14 protein-coding genes are annotated in these 16,749 nt (G+C 72.0%); 9 read left to right on the plus strand and 5 right to left on the minus strand.

All coding sequences use genetic code 11. The annotated features are described in order from the left end of the window. Positions 1-214 precede the first annotated feature (214 nt). The 3 genes from atpH (at position 215) to atpA (ending at position 4,136) form a co-directional block, all read left to right on the plus strand. Positions 215-763, plus strand: coding sequence for an ATP synthase F1 subunit delta (atpH, locus tag ACX9TP_RS45790; RefSeq protein ID WP_482977030.1), 549 nt, complete (start codon positions 215-217; stop codon positions 761-763). Positions 764-908: 145 nt separating this feature from the next. Next, positions 909-2,387 carry a PAS domain-containing sensor histidine kinase gene (locus tag ACX9TP_RS45795; RefSeq protein ID WP_482977031.1) on the plus strand — a complete coding sequence of 493 codons (1,479 nt, stop codon included), beginning with the start codon at positions 909-911 and terminating at the stop codon, positions 2,385-2,387. A 201-nt stretch (positions 2,388-2,588) separates the two neighbouring features. Next, entirely contained in the window at positions 2,589-4,136 is a 1,548-nt protein-coding gene (gene atpA / locus ACX9TP_RS45800; protein ID WP_482977032.1) for a F0F1 ATP synthase subunit alpha, read from the plus strand. Between the two features lie 71 nt (positions 4,137-4,207). Here the strand turns inward: atpA and ACX9TP_RS45805 are convergent, their stop codons facing one another. Both ACX9TP_RS45805 and ACX9TP_RS45810 read right to left on the minus strand, forming a co-directional pair. Next, positions 4,208-4,729, minus strand: coding sequence for a hypothetical protein (locus ACX9TP_RS45805; protein WP_482977033.1), 522 nt, complete (start codon positions 4,727-4,729; stop codon positions 4,208-4,210). Positions 4,730-4,839: 110 nt separating this feature from the next. Next, complete coding sequence (locus tag ACX9TP_RS45810; RefSeq protein WP_482977034.1) at positions 4,840-5,688, minus strand: HAD family hydrolase; 849 nt, start codon at positions 5,686-5,688, stop codon at positions 4,840-4,842. Between the two features lie 205 nt (positions 5,689-5,893). On the opposite strand from ACX9TP_RS45810, the gene ACX9TP_RS45815 reads away from it, so the two are divergent. From ACX9TP_RS45815 to ACX9TP_RS45830, 4 genes are all read left to right on the plus strand, one after another. Next, positions 5,894-8,473, plus strand: coding sequence for a sensor histidine kinase (locus ACX9TP_RS45815; RefSeq protein ID WP_482977035.1), 2,580 nt, complete (start codon positions 5,894-5,896; stop codon positions 8,471-8,473). 61 nt (positions 8,474-8,534) lie between these two features. Further along, a complete protein-coding gene (locus tag ACX9TP_RS45820) occupies positions 8,535-8,900 on the plus strand; it encodes a hypothetical protein (RefSeq protein WP_482977036.1) in 366 nt (121 codons plus the stop codon). A 180-nt stretch (positions 8,901-9,080) separates the two neighbouring features. Beyond that, on the plus strand, positions 9,081-10,580 hold the full coding sequence (locus tag ACX9TP_RS45825) for a hypothetical protein (protein WP_482977037.1): 1,500 nt from the start codon (positions 9,081-9,083) through the stop codon (positions 10,578-10,580). Between the two features lie 156 nt (positions 10,581-10,736). Next, positions 10,737-11,594, plus strand: coding sequence for a hypothetical protein (locus ACX9TP_RS45830; RefSeq protein ID WP_482977038.1), 858 nt, complete (start codon positions 10,737-10,739; stop codon positions 11,592-11,594). Here ACX9TP_RS45830 and ACX9TP_RS45835 read toward each other — a convergent pair. Further along, positions 11,591-11,989: a response regulator gene (locus ACX9TP_RS45835; RefSeq protein WP_482977039.1), complete on the minus strand. Its 399-nt coding sequence runs from the start codon at positions 11,987-11,989 to the stop codon at positions 11,591-11,593. The genes ACX9TP_RS45830 and ACX9TP_RS45835 overlap by 4 nt on opposite strands. 340 nt (positions 11,990-12,329) lie before the next feature. Between ACX9TP_RS45835 and ACX9TP_RS45840 the strand changes: the two genes are divergently transcribed. After that, positions 12,330-13,211 carry a porin family protein gene (locus ACX9TP_RS45840; RefSeq protein ID WP_482977040.1) on the plus strand — a complete coding sequence of 294 codons (882 nt, stop codon included), beginning with the start codon at positions 12,330-12,332 and terminating at the stop codon, positions 13,209-13,211. Between the two features lie 55 nt (positions 13,212-13,266). Here ACX9TP_RS45840 and ACX9TP_RS45845 read toward each other — a convergent pair whose 3' ends face one another. Further along, positions 13,267-13,950: a nucleotidyltransferase family protein gene (locus ACX9TP_RS45845; RefSeq protein WP_482977041.1), complete on the minus strand. Its 684-nt coding sequence runs from the start codon at positions 13,948-13,950 to the stop codon at positions 13,267-13,269. A 269-nt stretch (positions 13,951-14,219) separates the two neighbouring features. Further along, complete coding sequence (locus ACX9TP_RS45850) at positions 14,220-14,534, minus strand: CBS domain-containing protein (RefSeq protein ID WP_482977042.1); 315 nt, start codon at positions 14,532-14,534, stop codon at positions 14,220-14,222. Between the two features lie 173 nt (positions 14,535-14,707). Here ACX9TP_RS45850 and ACX9TP_RS45855 point away from each other — a divergent pair, with 173 nt between their 5' ends. After that, positions 14,708-16,699, plus strand: coding sequence for a patatin-like phospholipase family protein (locus tag ACX9TP_RS45855; protein ID WP_482977043.1), 1,992 nt, complete (start codon positions 14,708-14,710; stop codon positions 16,697-16,699). Positions 16,700-16,749 lie beyond the last annotated feature (50 nt).

Consider the following 16,749-nt stretch of genomic DNA (forward strand, 5'->3'; position numbering starts at 1 on the left):
GCCACCTCGCCAAGTCCCCTATTCCTCACACTCCCGGTGTACCCGGCGCTTCCCTGCCCTCCGGGCGGTCCGTCCTGTCAAGGAGAGGGCGGGCGCGGCGGCCGCACGGCGGTGGCCCGCGGCCGCACGGCCGTTGCTCGCGGCCGCACGGCCGTTGCTCGCGGCCGCACGGCCGTTGCTCGGAGTCGGGCACCATGCTAAGGGCGCCCCCGTCATGGTGAATGTCTCCATCGCCCGCCGCTACGCCCGTGCGCTCCTCGATGTCGCCTCGGAGGCGGGCCGTACCGATGCCGTCGCCGAGCAGCTCACCGCCTTCGCCCAGGTGTTCGCGAAGAGCCCGGAGCTGACGGACGTGCTCCTCAACCCCGCCTACTCCCGCAGCCAGCGCACCCTGGTGGTGGAGGGCGTGCTGAAGGCCCTGCCCGGTGGAGCGGACCCCATCCTGGACAGCACCCTGCGCCTGCTGGTGGACCGCAACCGCCTGAGCTACCTCACGGACATCGCCCGCCTCTTCGGCGACATGGCGGATGCCCGTGCCGGCCGCGTCCGGGGCCACGTCACCACCGCCGCCCCGCTGCAGGCCGACGCCCTGGCCCGCATCCAGCAGCAGCTGCAGCAGCTCACCCAGCGCAACGTCATCCTGGAGACGCGCGTGGACCCCTCCCTCCTGGGCGGCGTGTCCGCGCAGGTGGGCAGCATCCAGTACGACGGCAGCCTCCGCACCCAGCTGGAGCAGATGCGCCGCGAGCTCAAGCAGCACTGACGTCTGGCTGCCCGTCCGGCAGCCAACTGTGCAGGTCGGCTTCTCGTCCCGCAGTCCAGGGTAAACCGGTATTTCCAGCGGGCCCTGGTAAGGGGTATACTCGGAGCGACGCGGGACAAGCCCGCGTTATCCGGACGACCTGAACATGCCGCAGTCCCTGCTTCACTCGCTCCCTGATGGCGCGCCCACGCCGGCCGCGCCCGAGGAGTCGAGGCCCTTCCTGAGCGCGTTGCTCAACGCGGCGGGTTGTGGCGTGGCCCTCCTGGACAGGGAGCTGCGTCCGGTCTGGGTGAATGCGGCCATGGCGGCGCTGTCCGGCCAGGAGCCGCGCGCGCACGTGGGCCGTCCGCTGGCGGAGTTGTGGCCCCAGGTGGCGCCCGCGCTGTCCCCGCTGCTGGCCCGCGCGCTCGCGGGCGAGGACGTGACGGAGGCGCCGGTGTACGGCGCGCTGGCGGCCTCGGCTGGAGAGCGGCACCTGCGGGTGGGCACCTCCCCCGCGCTGAATGGCGGCGCGCTGGCGGGTGTGGTGCTGTGGGTGCGCGACGAGACGGAGCGCGTGCACGAGGAGCGGCGGCTGCGCGAGCGCGAGGTGCACATGCGCAGCCTCGCGGACGTGGCGTGCGACGGGCACTTCCTGCACATCGACGGCAAGGTGCTCGAGGCCAACCGGGCCATGGTGAACCTGCTGGGGCTCGCCGCCCCCTCGCAGATGCGGGGCCGCAACCTGGCCGAGTGGGTGGCGCCGGAGTTCCGCCAGACGGTGCTCGGGGCGATGAGCCGCGGGGTGGAAACGCCGTACGAAGTCGTCTGCGTGCGCGCCGACGGCCAGCGCATCCCCCTGGAAGTGCTGGCGCGCGACGTGACGTGGGAGGGCCAGCCGGCGCGGCTGGTGGCCGTGTGGGACATCAGCAGCCGCAAGGCCGCGGAGGACCGCGTGGCCCGCACGGAGCACTTCCGGGACCAGCTGCTGGGAGTCATCGGCACGGACCTGCGCACCCCGCTGCAGTCCATCCAGCTGGGCACCGGCGCCCTGCAGCGCCTGGGCGGGCTGGAGGAGCCCCAGCGCCGGCTGGTGGGCCACATGGCGCAGGCGGCCCGGCGCATGGAGCGGATGATCCACGAGCTGCTCGACTTCACCCGGGAGCGGCTGGCCGGCGGGCTGGTGGTGCGCCCGGAGCCGGGCGTGCTGGACGTGGTGGTGGAGCGGGTGGTGGAGGAGCGCCGGCTGGCGCACCCCGGCCGCACCATTCAACTGGAGTCCGAGGGCGACTTGCGCGGGCGGTGGGACGCGCCCCGGCTGGCGCAGCTCGCGGACAACCTGCTGGGGAGCGTCCTCCAGCACGGCCCCGAGGACGCCCACATCCTGCTGAGACTGTCGGGCGCGGTGGGAGGCGTCACCCTCTCCGTCCACAACGACGGGCTGGTGGTGCCCGCCGAGGAGCACGCCGCCCTCTTCGAGCCCTTCCGCCGGGGCCGCGCGGCGAGCCCGGACGGGCTGGGGCTGGGGCTCTACATCGCCCGGCAGATCGCCCTCGCCCACGGTGGCCGGCTCACGGTGGAGTCACGCACCGGCGGCGGGGTGCGCTTCATCGTCTGGCTCCCCCGCGAGGCCACCGGCCCCTGAGGCGTCCGGGCCCCTGCCCGCCTGCCTTCCAGCCCTCCCGGCCCGGGAGGAGGCCCCCTCTTACCGGGCCCATCATTCCCCGCACGCGCGAGCGTGCCGAGTGCATTGCAGCGGGGGGGTGTGCGTGGTAAGGGGCCCCCACTTCCAGCTTTACGCGGCCGTCCCCCAGTTGGCCGCCCAGTGCAAGGACGCGAAACGCCCATGGAAATCCGCGCCGACGAGATCAGCAGAATCATCCGGGAGCAGATCAAGGATTACGGCAAGAAGGTCACCGTCGCGGAGACTGGCACCGTGCTGTCCGTCGGTGACGGTATCGCCCGCATCTACGGCCTCGAAGGCGCCCTGGCCGGCGAGCTGGTGGAGTTCCACAACGGGGTGCAGGGCCTGGTGCTCAACCTCGAAGAGGACAACGTCGGCGTCGCCATCATGGGTGACTTCCAGCACATCCGCGAGGGCGACACCGTCAAGCGCACCCAGCAGATTGCCTCCGTGCCCGTGGGCAAGGGCCTGCTGGGCCGCGTGGTGGACCCGCTCGGCAAGCCGCTGGACGGCAAGGGCCCCATCACGAGCACCGAGACGCGCCGCCTCGAGGTGAAGGCGCCCGGCATCGTGAAGCGCAAGAGCGTGCACGAGCCCCTGCAGACGGGCATCAAGGCGCTGGACGCGCTGGTGCCGGTGGGCCGCGGTCAGCGCGAGCTCATCATCGGTGACCGCCAGACGGGCAAGACGGCCGTCGCCATCGACACCATCATCAACCAGAAGGGCCTGGGCGTTTACTGCATCTACGTCGCCATCGGCCAGAAGCAGTCCACGGTGGCCCAGGTGGTGGAGAAGCTGAACCGCTTCGGCGCCATGGAGTTCACCACGGTGGTGGCCGCCAACGCCTCCGACTCGGCGCCGATGCAGTTCTTCGCGCCGTACGCCGGCGTGGCCATTGGCGAGTACTTCCGCGACAACAAGATGCACGCCCTCATCATCTACGACGACCTGTCCAAGCAGGCCGTGGCGTACCGTCAGCTGTCGCTGCTGCTGCGCCGCCCGCCGGGCCGCGAGGCGTACCCGGGCGACGTGTTCTACGTGCACAGCCGCCTGCTGGAGCGCGCCGCCAAGCTGTCCGACGAGGAGGGCGCCGGCTCGCTGACCGCGCTCCCCATCATCGAGACGCAGGCCGGTGACGTGTCCGCGTACATCCCGACCAACGTCATCTCGATTACGGACGGGCAGATCTTCCTCGAGACGGACCTCTTCTTCGCCGGCGTCCGCCCCGCCATCAACGTCGGTCTCTCGGTGTCGCGCGTCGGCTCCGCCGCGCAGATCAAGGCCATGAAGCAGGTGGCCGGCACCATGAAGCTGGACCTGGCGCAGTACCGCGAGCTCGCGGCCTTCGCCCAGTTCGGCTCGGACCTCGACAAGGCCACGCAGGAGACGCTGGCCCGCGGCGCCCGCATGGTGGAGGTGCTCAAGCAGGGTCAGTACGAGCCGCTCCCCGTCGAGAAGCAGGTCATGCAGCTGTACGCCGCCACCAACCGCGACGACCCCAAGAAGCGCGGCTGGATTCGCGACATCCCGGTGGCCGACATGGTGCGCTGGATGCGTGAGTTCCTGGAGTTCGCGGACGGCAAGCACCCGAACATCGCCAAGGAAATCCAGACCAAGCGCGAGCTGACCAACGACACCAAGGCGGCGCTGAACAAGGCCATCACCGAGTTCAACGAGGTGTTCCAGCCCACGCCGGGCGCCAAGGTCTAAGGCGTCCCGAAGTCGCTGCCGGCAACACACCAGGCCCCGCTCCCTTCACCGGGACGCGGGGCTTCGTGTTTTCAGCGTGGGCGCGGCGACTCCCGGTCGGGCGCGGGGGCCTCCCGCGTGCGCACCTCGGTGCCTTCGGTGTCCCCGAGCAGGTCCTCGCTGATGGGCACGCTGTAGGCCTCATCCGAGGGCGGAGGCGGCGGAGGTGGCGCCACGTCCGCGCCCACCCGCGCGGGCACGTCCGTGTAGGCGAGGAAGAGGGCCGTGTACTCGCGCAGGCGGACGTTGGCCATGGAGCGCTCCTCCGGCCGCTCCAGGAGGACGGCGTCCGCGCCGGACTCGCACGCCGTCTTCCCCAGGAGCGCCTCGCGGCGCTTCGCGCCCAGCCACTCGTTGGTCCGCACCGGCAACGTGCCCAGCACCACGTAGGGCCGGGGCGGCGCGCGGTCCTCGAAGAAATCAAAGGCGCAGCCCGGCGGCCGGGGCGGCCGCGTCTCGAAGGCGTGGACGGCGGGCGCCTTCACCTCGGGCGGTGACGCGCACGCGGCCACGGCCAGGACGACGGGCAGGAGGACACCGGGGTGGACGGGCATGGCTCTCTCCGGGCTCCAGGTCTACGACACCTGTCGTAGTCCGGGGCGGCGAAATACGACGGACGTCGTAATCAACGCGCCGCCCGGAGAGGAATATCGGCGCGTTGGCGTCAGCGCAGGCGCGGCAGCAGGGCGCGCAGGCTGCGGTCCACGCCGCCGCGGATGCCGAGCGCGTGCACCGCCTTCAGCTCGTAGGGCAGCACGTTGTCGCGGGCCACCAGCTGCACGTGCGCGCCCAGGGCGGCCGGCAGCGCGAGGTCCAGCTCGTAGATGTCGCCGGCCACCAGCGTCTGCTCGGGCCGCGTGCCCGTGGAGTCCCAGACGTGCTTGAGCGCCTGGAAGTAGCGGCCGCGGCGCAGGTAGATGGGCCGGCGCAGCGCCCCGTCCATCACCTGCGTCTCCGGCACCGCGTCGAAGCGCGCGTCGGGCGCGTCCGGCGGGTCCAGGAGGAACTTGCGCGCGTCCCCGGACACCTTCAGCCGCTCCCGCCCCTTCGGCGCGAGCTGGTCCAGCTTCTTCTCCACCAGGTCCGTGTGCGCGTTCGTCACCACCGTCACCGGCAGGCCCGTGGCCAGCAGCGCCTCCAGCACCTCCTTCGCCTCCGGCTTGAAGGCCGTGGCCGAGTACGCGTACGCCTCGCGGTACAGCCCCTGCACCGCCTCCGAGCGCACCGCCTCGTCCGCGCCCATGCCAAAGCGCTGCAGCAGCCGGTGCGCCGCGCACGTCGCCGTCAGGTACGGGTCCGCCGTGGCCGGCGCCACCACCCTGCCGCCCAGCTCCCAGCCCAGCGAGTCCGCCCCCGCCTTCAGCGCGGCGACTTCCTCCTCCCACGCCACCTCCAGCTGCTGCCCCAGCACCCGCGCCAGCCCCTCGCGGAAGTGACGCAGGAAGGGCGCGCTCTCCGCCGCCACGTCCGTGAAGGTTCCATCGAAGTCCAGCACCACGCACGCAATCGCCATCAGCCCACCGACTCCCGAAGTCATTTCGTGAAAGGGGCCCGATGACGCCCCGCCCCCGCCCCGGAATCAAGTCCGCCTCACCGGGCCACATCCAGAATTCTGAGGCGTCCGAGTAATTCCAGCCGCCGACGTTGCAAGCAGGCGCGGGTTGTCAGGCCGGGAGGGCGGCCCCAAGGTAGGTGTCCAGAGCGCTCCCAGCCTTCACATGACCGAGCTCCCGCCCTCCGCCACCGAGGTCGTGCCTTTCGCCGAGCGGGAGCGGCTGCGCGCCGTGCTGCGGCTGTTGCCGGTGGGCGTCTTCATCGCCGACGCGCGGGGGCGGCTGCTGGAGATGAACGCGGCGGCGAAGGCCATCTGGGGAGGACAGCCGCCCCTGGTGGAGGGCACCTCCCGGTATGGCGAGTACGCCGCCTGGTGGCCGGACACCGGACGGCGGCTGGAGGCGCACGAGTGGGGCCTGGCCCGCGCACTCGAGCACGGAGAGACGGTGCTCCACCAGGAGGTGGACATCGTCGCCTTCGACGGGACGCGGCGCACCATCCTCAACTCGGCCACGCCGCTGTTCGGCGCGGACGGCACGCTGCTGGGCGCGGTGGCCGTCAACGTGGACATCACCGAGCGCAAGGTGGCCGAGCGCGCGGAGGCCTTCCTCTCCGGGGCCAGCCGCCTGCTGGCGGAGTCGCTGGAGTGGGAGCCGACGCTCAAGGCGGTGGCGCGCCTGGCCACCCACGAGTGGGCGGACTACTGCCTGCTGGACGTGCTGGCCGGGGACGGCACCCTGAACCGGCTCGCCCTCTTCGCCCGGGACCCGGCGCGCCAGGCGCTGCTCAATCGCGCGCTGCCCTACCCGGCGCGGCTGGACTCGGACACGGTGATGGCGCGGGCCATCGCCGAGGGGCGCTCCATGCTGGTGCCGGACATCACCCCGGAGTGGCTGGAGCGCCACGCGCGCAACGCGGAGCACCTGAAGATGATGGAGGAACTGGCGCCGCGCTCCATGCTCGCGCTCCCGCTGGTGCGGGGCGAGCGGCGCTTCGGCCTCATCACCCTCATCTCCACCTCGCTCGCGCGCCGCTACACGCCGAGGGACCTCGCGTACGCGGAGGAGTTCGCCCGCCGCGCGGCGCTCGCGGTGGAGAGCGCGCGGCTGTACCGCGAGGCGCGGGAGGCGCTGCGGGCGCGGGACGCGTCGCTGGCGCTGCTGGAGTCGCTCCTCGCCGCCTCGCCGGTGGGCATGGGCTTCCTGGACCGGGAGCTGCGCTACGTGCACGTCAACCCGGTGCTGGCCGACATCAACGGCGTGTCGCCGGAGGGGCACCGGGGCCACACGCCGACAGAGGTGCTGGGCGCCGGTGCGGAAGGCCTGGTGGCGATGCTGCGGCAGGTGCTGCGCACCGGGGAGCCGGTGGTGGACCAGGTGGTGGACGACCCGCGCCCGGACGAGCTCCGTCACTACCTGGCCACCTACTTCCCGGTGCGAGTGAACGGCGAGCCACTGGGCGTGGGCGCCACGGTGCGGGAGGTGACGGAGCAGAAGCGCGAGGAGGAGCGGCTGCGCTTCCTCGCGAATGCCACCGTGCGCCTGTCCACCTCGCTCGACTGGCGCACCACGCTGCACACCGTGGCGGAGGTCCTGGTGGGGCAGCTGGCGGACTACTGCACGGTGGACATGCTCACCCCGGACGGCGAGCGGCTGGAGCGCGTGGAGGCGCTGTCCCGCGACGCGCGGACCCAGCGCCTGCTGGAGAAGTCGCTGCGCTTCCCTCCGCCCCCCGGCATGCGCACGCCGCTGCGCCGCGTCCTGGAGTCGGGGCAGCCGGAGCTGGCCTCGGTCATGGACACCGCGTGGCTGGACGCCCTCGCCGTGTCGCCCGAGCACCGCCTGCACATGGAGGAACTGCACCCGCGCTCGGCGATGTTCGTCCCGCTGGTGGCGCGTGGGCGGACGCTCGGCGTGGTGAGCGTCGTCTCCCAGAGCGCGTCCCGGCGCTATGGCGCCAGGGACCTGGCCTTCATGGAGGACCTGGCGTCGCGCGCGGCGCTCGCGGTGGACAACGCGTGGCTGTACCGCGAGGCGGAAGAGGCCGTGAAGGCGCGCGACGAGTTCGTGGCCATCGCCACGCACGAGCTGCGCACGCCGCTGTCCGCGCTGCTGCTGCAGCTCACCTCGCTCCAGCGCGCGACGGAGCGCGACACGCCGCTTCCGCCGGAGCGGCTGAAGCAGGGGCTGGACGGCGCGCGGCGGCAGGCGGAGCGGCTGGGCCACCTGGTCACCCACCTGTTCGACGTGGCGCGCATCAGCACCGGGCGCCTGGAGCTGGAGCGCGAGGAGGTGGACCTGTCCGCGCTGGCACACCGGCTGGTGGCGCGCATGGAGGACGCCCTGGCCGCCGCGGGCTGCGCGCCCGTCGTCCACACCGACGCGCCGGTGCAGGCCCGCGTGGACCGGCCGCGGCTGGAGCAGGTGCTGACCAACCTCCTGTCCAACGCGATGAAGTACGCGCCCGGCCAGCCGGTGGAGCTGTGCGTGGAGGCCACGGACGGGGAGGCCGTCATCGTCGTGCGCGACTGGGGCCCCGGCATCCCCCGCGACGCGCAGGCGCGCATCTTCGAGCGCTTCGAGCGCGCCAGCGGCGAGCACGCCCGCGCCAGCCTGGGCCTGGGGCTCTACATCTCCCGGCAGATTGCCCGCGCCCACGGCGGAGACCTCACCGCGGAGGACCCGCCCGAGGGCCCCGGGGCCCGCTTCGTGCTGCGGCTGCCCCGAAACCCGGTCCACGGGTAGGACGCGGGGCGAGGCACGCCGCCTTGAGGCCTACCCCGGTGGGCCCGCTAGCCTTGGGGCCATGGAAGCGACTCAGAAGAGCGAGTCGGCGCGGCGACGCCGGGCGTGGCTGCCCTGGGGCCTGCTGGTGGGCGCGGTGGTGCTCACCACGTCGGGAGCCTGGGCGGGCTCGCGCTCCATCTCCGCGCTGGTGGAGCGCAACGGCCAGCTGGAGCGCGAGGCCGCCGAGTCCGAGGCCCGGGTGGCGGAGCTGCAGGCGCTGCGCGAGTCCCAGTCGCGCCGGCTGCGGACGCTGGAGCAGCAGCACCAGGCCGCCCTGGCCACCCCCGCCACCTGCACCCCACCCCCGGACTCCGCCCAGGCCCGCCCCGAACCCCGCCGCGCCGCGAAGGCCTCCGTCCGGGGCAAGAAGGTGGCCCGGCGCTGACGTGACGGCCGCCGCCGTTGCCCGCGCGTCCACACCCGCCGGAGACGCTGTGGACCGGCAGGCCACACCAGCGCGGCGCACCCCGCGCAACCTCGCGGAAAGACAGGGGCCCCGGGTCCGGCCCGCCTCGTGCTAACCGGATTGTCGCGTCGCTTACCTTTCCGTCGAGGTCCGCTCCACATGTCGCCCTTCGTCCTCCGTGCTCCCTCGCGACCCGTGCTGGCCGCGCTCGCGTGCCTGCTCGCGCTGATGCTTCCAGCGACCAGGGCCGCGGCCGAGCCGGGCATCCGCATCCTGAATTCACTCCCCACGTCGGACCTGGCCCTCAACGCCCTCACCACCAACCGGGACTCGCTGGAGGCCCTCACGACGGGGCCGCTCGACTCCAAGGCCTTCTACGCGGATGACCGCCTCAAGCACCAACTGGAGCACCCGCCCGCGTTCCACGTCATGAAGTACCTGGTGGAGTGCGCCCTGCCGGCGGGCGAGGGGGTGAAGTGGACGAACCAGGCGGGCGTGACGCACTACTTCGAGGGCTCCCTGGGCATGTGCAAGGAGTGGCAGTACGGCGCGCCGTCCCGCGAGTGCCTGGGCTACGTGTCGGCCTGCCTGCTGGCGCGCAACAACGCCTATGGCGTCGAGGTGCCGCTGTCCATGCGCGGCGAGGACCCGCGCGACTTCAAGCGCTTCAACCCGTCCGGCGCCACGGAGGAGTGGAGCACGATTTTCCTGCCCTGCCCCTCCGGCGGCTACGGCCTGGCGCCCGAGTGCGGCTGGCTGGGTGAGGGCGTGGGCAGCTGCACCCCGGGCGCCGCCGTGACGGTGGCCGCGGGCGCGCCGTACGACAGCACCTGCACGGGCAAGCTGGGCGAAATCAGCGGCGACCGCGTCCTGCGCGTGTGCAAGGACCCCCGGGGCTGCGAGCGGACGGACCTCCTCGCGGAGACGGACCGCAACTCGTGCGGCGGCATCACCCCGAGCGTCACCTTCACCTGCCCCGCCTCCGGCAGCTACAGCCTCATGTCCGCGCCCTACAACCGCGACGCGCTGCCCGGCTCGTGGGTGTGGCCGCAGGCGCGCTCCAGCTCGCCGGGCGCGTACCCCGCGGAGCCCTTCGGGGCGTACACCTTCCGCGAGGGCGCCTTCTACGGGAACCTCTTCGACCCGGGCGCGCTCCTGGCGGAAATCATCCTGGAGAAGGACACCTTCAAGCCCACGCTCGTCACGAAGCAGGAGTTCAAGGGCTACCCCTACAACGGCGTCCACGCCTGCTACTCGCGGGACTGGGTGTCCGGCGACAGCCACCTGGCCGCGCGCATCTGCGCCAACACCAGCGTCTCCGGCGTGAGCGCCAACGTCTGCGTGGCCCGCACCGCGGGGCCCTGCGAGCCCGGCAGCACCAGCCTCCGGTTGCCCCGCTGCAAGGTGAATGACGGCTACCAGGTGAAGGGCGACGGCGACTTCGAGTCCTGCCAGGACGAGATTGGCGCCTTTCACCCCGAGCCCATCTCCATCTACCTGACCAGCCCGTGCGACCTCCTGCCCCCCAGCGTGCAGAAGGTGTGCACCACGACGTGCGACAGGCTCAAGAACTGCACCACCAAGTGCCGGCCCATGTCGCCGGGCGAGTGCCTCCAGAAGTACGGCTACACCCCGCCGCCCCCGCCGCCCCAGAAGTAGGTGCAGGTGCGAAGTGCCACGGCCCGGGGCGGGAAGGTCCGCCCCGGTGCCCTCCGGCGCGGGGGTGCAGAATTGCCGTGAAATGAATAGAGCAGCCGGGCATCCGTCCACGGTTCCGGTAGGCCCCTTTCCCGGTCCCCACCGAGGAGCAGAACCGTGTCCCCACTCCGGCCAGTGCTGTGTGCCCTTCTCGCACTCGGGCTCATCCTCGGCTCGACGCCGGCCGAGGCCCGCTTCGGCAAGCGCTCGCGTCCCAGCCAGAGCGAGCCGAAGAAGGACGACGACAAGCCGCACGAGGCCACGGCGGTGGGCGAGGAGGACTCGGACGACGACGACGACGACGACCGTCCGCGCCGCCGCCGCAACGTGCGCAGCTACTCGGACCTGGACGCGACGGTGGGCTTCTTCGCCTTCATCCTCTCCGGCGGCAACCACCGGCTCATCGTCGATGACCGGCGGGGCCCTCACGGCGAGGTGCGCGAGGTGCGTCACGCGGCGCCGCTGTCCTTCCGCCTGGGCCTGCAGGGCGGCCCCGTCACCGATGGCGGGGCGGTGGACCTGTTCATCGGCCTGGAGGGGCGGCGCTTCGGCGTGGACGCGCGCCTCACCGGCATGGGGCTGAGCGCGGACGACGGCTCCGACGACACGGACACGATTTCGCTGGTGGAGGCGCACCTCACCTGGGCGCTCATCTCCCTGCAGCGGGCGCGGCTGCGCGTGGAGGCCGGCGTGAGCACCGCGAATGCGCCGGACGTCACCTTCGTGGGCCCCAGCCTGGGCATGTCCTTCGAGGCGTGCATGGCGGGCCCGCTGGACTTCGAGGCGCGCGTGCAGACGACGCCCTTCCCCTACCGCCAGGTGGACGCGAGCGCCGCGCTGGCGCTGCACCTGGGCGCGCTGGTGCTGCGCGGCGGCTACCGGGGCATGGTGCTGGATGACGCCGGGCAGGTGGACGGCGTCACCCACGTGGACACCTTCCACGGCCCGTTCTTCGGCCTGGGCCTCGCCTACTAGCCGCTCGACGACGAGCCCCCGGTGGCCCACCGCGGGCAGTGCCGTGCCACCGCGGTGAGCAGCGCGTCCAGCCTGACGGGCTTGCGCAGCAGCGCCGCCACGCCCCGGGGCGCGGGCCCGAGCTCCCCCGTCATCCCCACCACCTGCGTGCCGGCGAAGCGCGCGTCCGTCCTCAACCGCTCGAGGAAGGCGTGCCCGTCCACCCGGGGAATCTCCAGGTCCAGCAGGACGAGACACGGCGTCTCCAGGGCCGCCAGCACGCGCACCCCCTCATGGCCGTTGATGGCCATGAAGACCTCGTAGCCTTCATCGTGGAGCGCTTCCGCCATGGCTCCCCGGACGTCCGGGTCGTCTTCGACGAGGAGGACCATGGGCCGCGCTTGAGCGTGCGTCACGGCTGACACCCTAACCGCTCCTTCCTCGCGAGACACGCGAGTCGTGAAGCGTCGCCATCCCGCAGACGGCCCAGTGTCGGACCATGAGCATCTGCATGGGGAGGACAGGCAGATATTACAGGCATCCGGAAACAGTCAGCCCCCCGGTCCGGGGCGGGGGTTGAAGGTCCGCGGACGCGCATGACGCCGGGCGCGTGGCGCAAGCGCTGTCCACCGCCGCACAGGTGACGTTGGCCAACGACACGCCCCGCCCGGGGGCCCATGGCCCCTCCCCGGCGAAGGCGGTTGAATCCCCTTCCCCGAAAGCATTCCGAACCCCGAGAAGAGGAGTGGAGAGACCGTGCCATCCCCCAAGGCCGTGCTGTGCGCCGCGCTTGCCGCCGGTGCCCTCCTGGGCTCCACTTCCGCCGAGGCCCGCTTCGGCAAACGCTCCTCCTCGCAGTCCAACAACAACCCGGGCAAGGACGGCGGCTCGCGCCCCTCGCGCCCCCCGCGTGACGAGCGGCCGCGCACGCACCAGGCGACGCCCATCGGCAAGGAGGCGTCGGGCAACAATGACGACGCGCCCCGGCGCAGGCGGCGGGCCGTCGTGCGGCGCCCGCTCCCGGAGCTCATCGTCGCCGGCGCCATCATCGCCGCGCCGCGCCCCCGCACCCGAGCCCTCGCGCCCGTCACCCGGGTGCGCGAGCGGCACGAGCCCGTTCCCCTGCGGGTGCGGCTGGGCGTGGATGGCGGACTGCTCGGCAACGGCGGGGCGATGGGCCTCTTCATGGCCATGGAGGGACGGCGCCTCGGCATGGACACGCGCATCACCGGCATCTCACTGCCGGCGGATGATGGCTCGGACACGGTGGACCGCATCACCCTGATGAGCGCGCACCTCACCGCGGCGCTGTGGGCGGGACCGCGCGGCCGCGTGCGCGTGGAGGCGGGCGTGGCCAGTGCCCACGCACCGGACGTCATCTTCGTGGGGCCCAGCTTCGGCGCCTCGGCGGAGGCGTGCATCGGCCGCTCCCCGGTGGACCTGGAGGCGCGCCTGCACGCCACGCCCTACCCGCACCGCCAGGTGGATGTGCAGGCCGGCCTCGCGGCGCACCTGGGCACCCTCAACGTGCGCGGCGGCTGGCGCGGCCTGTACCTCGACGACGCCGGCCACGTGGACGGCGTCCAGCACGCCGAGGGCTTCGGCGGCCCATACCTTGGCGTGGGCCTGGCGTTCTGACGGCACTTCCGGGCCGGAGCCACCCGCATACAGGGGAGCTCCGGCCCTCGAGGACCTACTCTTCGGACGCGGCGGCCATGGGCGTCGGGCTTCCGCCCAGCTCCCCCACCGTGGTGGCCCCGGTGCCCGTGCGCTTGCCGCGCCGCTTCGGCGGAGGCGCCAGCTTCGGCGCCGTTCCGAAGAGCCGCTCGTACGTCTCCGGCGTGTTGATGTTGACCACCACGCCCGGGTCCTTCACCGGCACGCGCCGCATCTTGAGGCCCGTCAGCGCGGGCTCCAGCTGCAGTCCCTCCGCGGCGCGCAGCCGCTCGGCCGCGCCCCGTGAGAGCACCAGCGGCCAGCCTGGCGCGCCCTCGAACTCCGGCCGCATGACTTCGTCCCCCTCACCCATCAGCTTGAGCAGGGACTTGAGCGTGGACGCGCGCAGCGCGGGCATGTCCACCGGTTGCAGCAGCAGCACGTCCGCTCCGGACTCCAGCGCGGCGTCGAGCCCCGCCTTCACCGAGGCCAGCGGCCCCTCCTGCCACTTCTCCGCTTCCACCAACTCCAGCCCCGGATGCTGCTCGCGCACCGCCTCCGAGTCCTTGCCCACGACTCCGATGATGGAGCAACCCGCCTTTCCAAAGGTGGATGCCAGTGATTGGAGGAAACTCTTTCCTCCCTCGTGTTCGATGAGCGCCTTGGGATGGGCCATCCGCCGGGCCTCACCCGCAGCGAGGATGATTGCGACCGCCTTCATGCCACGCCTCCTCCGCCCCCCATGAATTGAACGCCAGCAGGCCCGGGGGCCACCCATCAGAGGCTGTGGACTTCTTCCGGGATTGCAGCCCGCCCCCAGGTCCGAGCCGTCAGCCAGCCGCCAGTCACTCGGGCGGGGTGTTGGCTGGAGGAGCCTGCCTGCCGGTAGAACGTCCACCAGTGCACCCTGAGCACCCTCCCCGGCTTCATCCCGCGCCCGTGCCCCTTCCGCGCCTGCTTCGCGCCGGTGTGGCGGGCCGCGCGCGGGCTTCAGTGCAGCCAGGGCCGCTCGGGCGCGGCCACCAGCGCCTCGTAGGGAACGCCCGTCGTTTCTTCCATGCCCGTGAGGGCCTTTGCGGTCAGAATTTCAGCCAGCCGCGCCAGCGGAGCGCAGGCGGAGAGCCGCTGCAGCTCCCCCTCCGTCACCTCGCCCAACAGCTCTCCGTCCTGGCCATCCACCACCGGGAGCACGTGCAGCCCATGGCGGTGCATCACCTGGAGTGCGGAGAGGACGGTGTCCTCGGGGAAGAGCGTCACCGCACGTGAAACGAGGGACTGGACCTGGGGACTGCGGCACGTCGTCACGGATGCCTCCGGATACCGAGGCGCCGGGCGCCTCGTGGATCACCCCGTAGCAAGGGCCTTGCCGCCCCGAATTCTCGCTTCGGGAGAAGGACACACAACCTGCGACAAGGTACGCGCGATAATCCCGCTAGAATCGCCCTTCCCCCCGGCTGATCCGCGGAGCCTGCCCGTCCATGACCGTCAAGACCACCCCGTCTCCCACCCCGGTCGCGCCCCGCCGTACCCCTGACGCTCCCGCCCCCGTCGCCCCGCGCAAGGAGGAGCCCAACCTCATCGCGAAGCTCGGCCAGGGCCTCCAGAACGTCGCCCGCCGGGCGGATCAGCTCGTCGACGGGTTCGAGGCCCGCCTGCCTGATTTGGGCAAGCTCGGCCTCCCGAAGCTGCCCGGCATCTCCGGCAAGCCCTGGGAGGGCATCACCCTCACCGGCAAGCCGCTCCAGATTCCCTTCGACAAGCTGCTCCAGGTCGACCTGGGCGACCTGCGCAAGGTCCTGGAGCACATCGTCCCGCAGAAGATTGACGACAAGCAGGGCAAGCAGCTCATCTCCCAGACGCAGGGCTTCCGCGACACCCTCGGCAAGGTGCGCTCGCTGGGGCTGGAGCTGGACCTGCTGCCCCCCTCGCACCCGCGCCACGCGCAGGTGAAGGCGGAGCTGGCGAAGGCCGAGGCCGAGCTGACGAAGACGACGGGCTACACCCGCGCCACCGCGCCCCGCGCCGGCTCGCTGTGGCTGGACCCGCAGTTCCTCTCCAAGGAGCTCCCCAACGGCCAGGTCCACGCCAGCAGGTTCCCCACCGGCACGCCGGTGACGAAGCCGCCCAAGCCCCTGGACTTCCTCTTCGGCGGCGACAAGGCGAAGGAGGCCCAATACACCGCCTCCGTGGCGAAGCGCCGGGAAGAGGCGGGCATGCCGGTGCAGGGCGGTGAGCCCATCGGCGTGCACCTGTCGCTCCAGGGCGGCGGCGGCAAGGGCAAGCGCTACGCCGCGATGATGGCGGAGATGCAGGAGATGGGCGTGGTGCCGGTGAGCCTGACGGGCACGTCGGCCGGCTCCATCGCCGCGGCCTTCGCCGCCACCGGCGCCACGCCGAAGCAGCTGGAGGACGTGGCGAAGGACCCGCGCCTGGGCAACCTCTACGACTTCGACCTGGACATGAAGGACGGCGGCATCCTCGACGGACAGGCCGCGTATGACCTCTTCGACGCGAAGCTGCGCGAACTGACGGGCATCAAGGACCGGCCCGTCACCTTCGCGGACCTGAAGGTGCCGCTGCAGCTCGTGGCCGCCAAGGCGTACGACAGCGCGGTGGGCAAGGAGGGCTTCAAGAGCGCCAAGGACCGCGTCTTCGTCTTCAGCCAGGAGACGACGCCGGACACGCCGGTGGCGCTCGCCATGCGCGCCTCCATGGCCATTCCGGGCGTCTTCGAGCCCGTGCAGGTGGTGGACCCCGTCACCGGCCGCAACATGCACCTGGTGGACGGCGGCACGCTGGACAACCTGCCCATGGGCTACAACAAGAACGACCTGCCGCAGATTGGCGCGTCGCTCTCCTCGCGCGGTGACGCGCACCCGGTGAATGGCCAGGCCACCGCGAAGCCGCTGCCGGGCGGCCAGCTCGACACGGACGACGTGCTGTGGAACGCCTTCAACGGCGTCTCCATGCTCAAGGACAACGCCACCAACGCGCAGGACTGGAAGGACCGCACCCAGCCGGGCGCCAACCAGTTCATGCTCAGCGTGCCCACGTGGGACCTCACCGACCCCAAGAAGAGCAACAGCATGCTCGGCTTCGGCTACGACGCGAAGGTGGACCCCGCGCTCGACCAGCAGACGCGCCAGGTGACGCAGGGCTTCCTGCGCGAGTTCATGGACGACCTCGGCAAGCCCGGCGCGCGCGGCACCAACCTCTCCACCCAGGTGCCCGCCAACCTCCAGTTCGACGTGCCGGTGAACGTCAAGGGCGAGTCCTTCCGCGTCACGTACAACGGCGGCGACAAGGTGACGGCCACCGGCACGGACGGCAAGCCGCACGAGGTGAAGCTCGGGAAGCAGAAGATTGAGTCCATGTGGCTGGACAACCAGGCCTTCGGGGATTTGAACGCGCAGCTCTCCGAGGCCCTGGGCAATCCACGCAGCGTGCGCCCCTCGTGGTTCCCGTTCTGACGTCGCTGCAACGTTGAACCTCCAGATACCTGCACGCACCCGGGGCGCCT

This window comes from Pyxidicoccus sp. M15 (genome assembly GCF_056858435.1).

Coding starts and splice junctions, on each gene's coding strand:
- ACX9TP_RS45825 (WP_482977037.1), top strand. CDS start 9,081: ATGTCGCCCTTCGTCCTCCGTGCTCCCTCGCGACCCGTGCTGGCCGCG.
- atpA (WP_482977032.1), top strand. CDS start 2,589: ATGGAAATCCGCGCCGACGAGATCAGCAGAATCATCCGGGAGCAGATC.
- ACX9TP_RS45810 (WP_482977034.1), bottom strand. CDS start 5,688: ATGGCGATTGCGTGCGTGGTGCTGGACTTCGATGGAACCTTCACGGAC.
- ACX9TP_RS45805 (WP_482977033.1), bottom strand. CDS start 4,729: ATGCCCGTCCACCCCGGTGTCCTCCTGCCCGTCGTCCTGGCCGTGGCC.
- ACX9TP_RS45820 (WP_482977036.1), top strand. CDS start 8,535: ATGGAAGCGACTCAGAAGAGCGAGTCGGCGCGGCGACGCCGGGCGTGG.
- ACX9TP_RS45845 (WP_482977041.1), bottom strand. CDS start 13,950: ATGAAGGCGGTCGCAATCATCCTCGCTGCGGGTGAGGCCCGGCGGATG.
- ACX9TP_RS45815 (WP_482977035.1), top strand. CDS start 5,894: ATGACCGAGCTCCCGCCCTCCGCCACCGAGGTCGTGCCTTTCGCCGAG.
- ACX9TP_RS45795 (WP_482977031.1), top strand. CDS start 909: ATGCCGCAGTCCCTGCTTCACTCGCTCCCTGATGGCGCGCCCACGCCG.
- ACX9TP_RS45855 (WP_482977043.1), top strand. CDS start 14,708: ATGACCGTCAAGACCACCCCGTCTCCCACCCCGGTCGCGCCCCGCCGT.
- atpH (WP_482977030.1), top strand. CDS start 215: ATGGTGAATGTCTCCATCGCCCGCCGCTACGCCCGTGCGCTCCTCGAT.